Genomic DNA, 2,915 nt, shown 5'->3' on the forward strand with positions numbered 1-2,915 from the left:
TGCCGGACGAGGTGGCGCTCGACGGTGTCGACGAGTTCCTGAGCACCTGCTGCGCGACGACCAGCCCCTGGCCGCACGAGCCCGCTGTCGTCGACCAGTGCGTCTTCGCCGCCCCCGACGTCTTCCAACTCGACGACAGCGGCCACCTGGCCTTCGTCAGCGAGCCGGACGAGGCGCTGCGAGCGGACGTCGAGGATGCCGCCGACGTCTGTCCGCTCCAGGCCATCCGGATCGAGGACTGAGCCCGATGGCCCCCCGCATCGTCATCGCCGGTGCCTCCATGGGTGGCCTGCGCGCCGCCGAGCAGTTGCGCGGCGCCGGCTGGACCGGCGAGATCGCAGTCATCGGCGACGAGCCCCACATGCCGTACAACCGGCCGCCGCTGTCCAAGGAGGTGCTGGCCGGAAAGGCGCCCTTCGAGTCGCTGGCCTTCACCCCCAAGGCGTCTGCCGCCGACGTGAGTTGGCGCCTCGGGGCCGCTGTTGCCGGAACCCGCTTGGCCGACCGCCTCCTCACGCTGGACGACGGCACGGAGCTGCCCTTCGACGGCCTCGTCATCGCCACCGGCATGCGCCCCCGCCGCCTCCGCTGCCCTGGCCCGGTGGCCGGTCGCCACACCCTGCGCACCCTCGCCGACGCCGAGGCCCTGCGCGCGGAGCTGACCCGCCCGGGGGTGAGGGTGGTCGTGGTCGGAGCCGGCTTCATCGGCTGCGAGGTCGCCGCCACCGCCGTCGGCCTCGGCGCGGCCGAGGTCACCGTCGTTGACCCCGAACCGCTGCCGATGCTCCGCCCCCTCGGTGAGCTGCTGGCCCGGGCCCTTCACCGCCGCCACGAGGACCGAGGCGTGCGCTTCGCACTCGGGACGGGTGTCTCGGGCTTCGAGGGCGACGACCAGGTGACCGGTGTGGTCCTCGGGGACGGCACCGTTCTCCCGGCCGATGTGGTCGTGGAGTCGGTCGGCTCCATCGCCAACACCGAATGGCTCGACGGCAACGGCCTCGACCTCACCGACGGTGTGCTCACCGACGAACTCCTCCGAGTCGGCGGCCTCCCCCACGTCGTCGCCGTGGGTGACGTTGCGCGCTTCCCCAACGCCCGCTACGACGGCGTCCCGCGCCGCGTCGAGCACTGGTCCATTCCCGGCGACACCGCCAAGTGCGGCGCGAAGACGCTGGTCGCGCACCTCAGCGGCGCCGAGCCGGACCCCGCCCCCTTCGCGCCGCTCCCCACCTTCTGGAGCGACCAGCACGACTTCCGGCTCCAGTCCTTCGGCGCCCCGGCCCTCGGCATCGCCGACGTACGGGTCCTCGACGGCGACCCCGACGGCGACGTCCTCGTCGGCTACCACACGGACAACCGCCTCGTCGGCGTCGTAGCCCTCGGCGGCCAGGCCATGGCGGCCGGCGCGGCCCGCTACCGCGCCCAGCTGCTCAAGGCGCCGGTCGGCGCCGCAAGGGCGGTCTGAGCCCGAGTCCCCGCACCCCCAGGCATCCGCGACCCGACCCCAGGAGCCACCTGTGACCACCGTCCGAGGCTATTTCCACCCCAAGACCGCGACCGGCGACTCGTCGCTCATTCCCTCGCCCCCATGGCACTATTCGGGCGACCTGATCACCGTCGAGTACCGCACCGACCCCGCCCGCGTGCGCGAACTGCTGCCCGCTCCTCTGGAGTTGGCGGAGGATGACCCCGGCGCGGTCGCACTCATTTGGGCCGACTGGCAGTCCTGCTCCGGCACGAAGGAGGAACTGCTGGATCCCGTCCGATCCCAGTACAAGGAGGCCTTCGCGGTCGTCCGCTGCTCCTACCGGGGCCGTACGTACTCGCGCTGCGTCTACATCTGGGTCGACAAGGACTTCGCCATCGTCCGCGGCTTCCACCAGGGCTACCCGAAGAAGCTCGGCTCCATCCACATGACGCGCCCCCACCCCTACGGCCCGGCCCCCCGCATCGAGGCGGGAGCCCGGTTCGGTGCCACCCTCGCCGCCGCCGACCGGCGCCTGGCCGAGGCCGTGGTGACGCTTCGCGAGCAGTCCGAGACCAACGGCTTCGTCAACGGCCACCCCATGGCCCACCACCGCTGGCTGCCCTCCGTCGAGAAGGGCAAGGGCCTCGCCCTGGACGAGCTGATCGAGACCGGTGCCGCCTCCTTCGAGGCCGGACAGGCCTGGGCGGCCGACGCCGATCTGACGCTGTTCGAGGCTCCTACCGAGGAGCTGGCCCGACTTGAGATCCACGAGCCCATCGGCGCGTACTACCGCCAGGTCGGCGTGGTCTGGGACGGCGGAACGCTGCTGGAGTCCGGCACCTCTGGTGCCGAGTAACCGACGCCCCGTCACGAGAGGAAGGCTGGACATGTCCCAGCACACCACCACCGTCGCCGGGGTCGAGGTCGACACCCGTCACTGGATCGGCGGCGCCCGTGTCACCTCGGCGGAGACGTTCGCCGATCTCTCGCCGATCGACGGCGCCACGCTCGCCGAGATCGCCCGCGGCGGCGCCGCGGAGGCCGAGGCGGCTGTCGCGGCGGCCGTGGCCGCCTTCCCCGCGTGGGCGGCGACGCCCCGCGTGGAGCGGGCCCGCATCCTGCACGCGATCGCCGACGGCGTCGAGAAGCGGATCGAGGACCTGGCCAACGTCGAGACCCTCGACAACGGCGCGTTGCTGCGCTCCCACCGGCGCGGCGTGATGCCGCGCGTCGCGCACAACTTCCGCTTCTTCGCGGACTGGCTGCTGACACTGGGCCACGAGGACTTCGACACGCGCGGCCACACCAACCACGTCTCCTGGGACCCGGCCGGCCCCTGCGTGCTGATCACCCCGTGGAACGCCCCGCTGATGCTGGCCACCTGGAAGGTCGCCCCGGCCCTGGCCGCAGGGAACACCGTGATCCTCAAGCCCGCCGAGTGGTCCCC

At 72.5% G+C, this 2,915-nt stretch carries 4 protein-coding genes; all 4 read left to right on the top strand.

What is annotated here, in order from left to right:
* A partial coding sequence (locus ACWC9T_RS41410; RefSeq protein WP_449826185.1) for a ferredoxin occupies window positions 1-242 on the top strand: 242 nt, incomplete at its 5' end.
* Between the two features lie 5 nt (window positions 243-247).
* Window positions 248-1,465 (top strand): NAD(P)/FAD-dependent oxidoreductase, encoded by a 1,218-nt coding sequence (locus ACWC9T_RS41415; protein WP_449826186.1) that lies wholly within the window; start codon window positions 248-250, stop codon window positions 1,463-1,465.
* A 52-nt stretch (window positions 1,466-1,517) separates the two neighbouring features.
* Window positions 1,518-2,324, top strand: a complete 807-nt coding sequence (locus tag ACWC9T_RS41420; RefSeq protein WP_449826187.1) for an acetoacetate decarboxylase family protein — start codon at window positions 1,518-1,520, stop codon at window positions 2,322-2,324.
* 31 nt (window positions 2,325-2,355) lie between these two features.
* On the top strand, window positions 2,356-2,915 hold a 560-nt coding region (locus ACWC9T_RS41425), incomplete at its 3' end, for an aldehyde dehydrogenase family protein (RefSeq protein WP_449826188.1).

This window comes from Kitasatospora sp. NPDC001159 (assembly GCF_053598235.1).

Bases quoted from the DNA above. Each gene is read 5' to 3' on its own strand.
- ACWC9T_RS41415 (WP_449826186.1), top strand. From the start codon at position 248: ATGGCCCCCCGCATCGTCATCGCCGGTGCCTCCATGGGTGGCCTGCGC.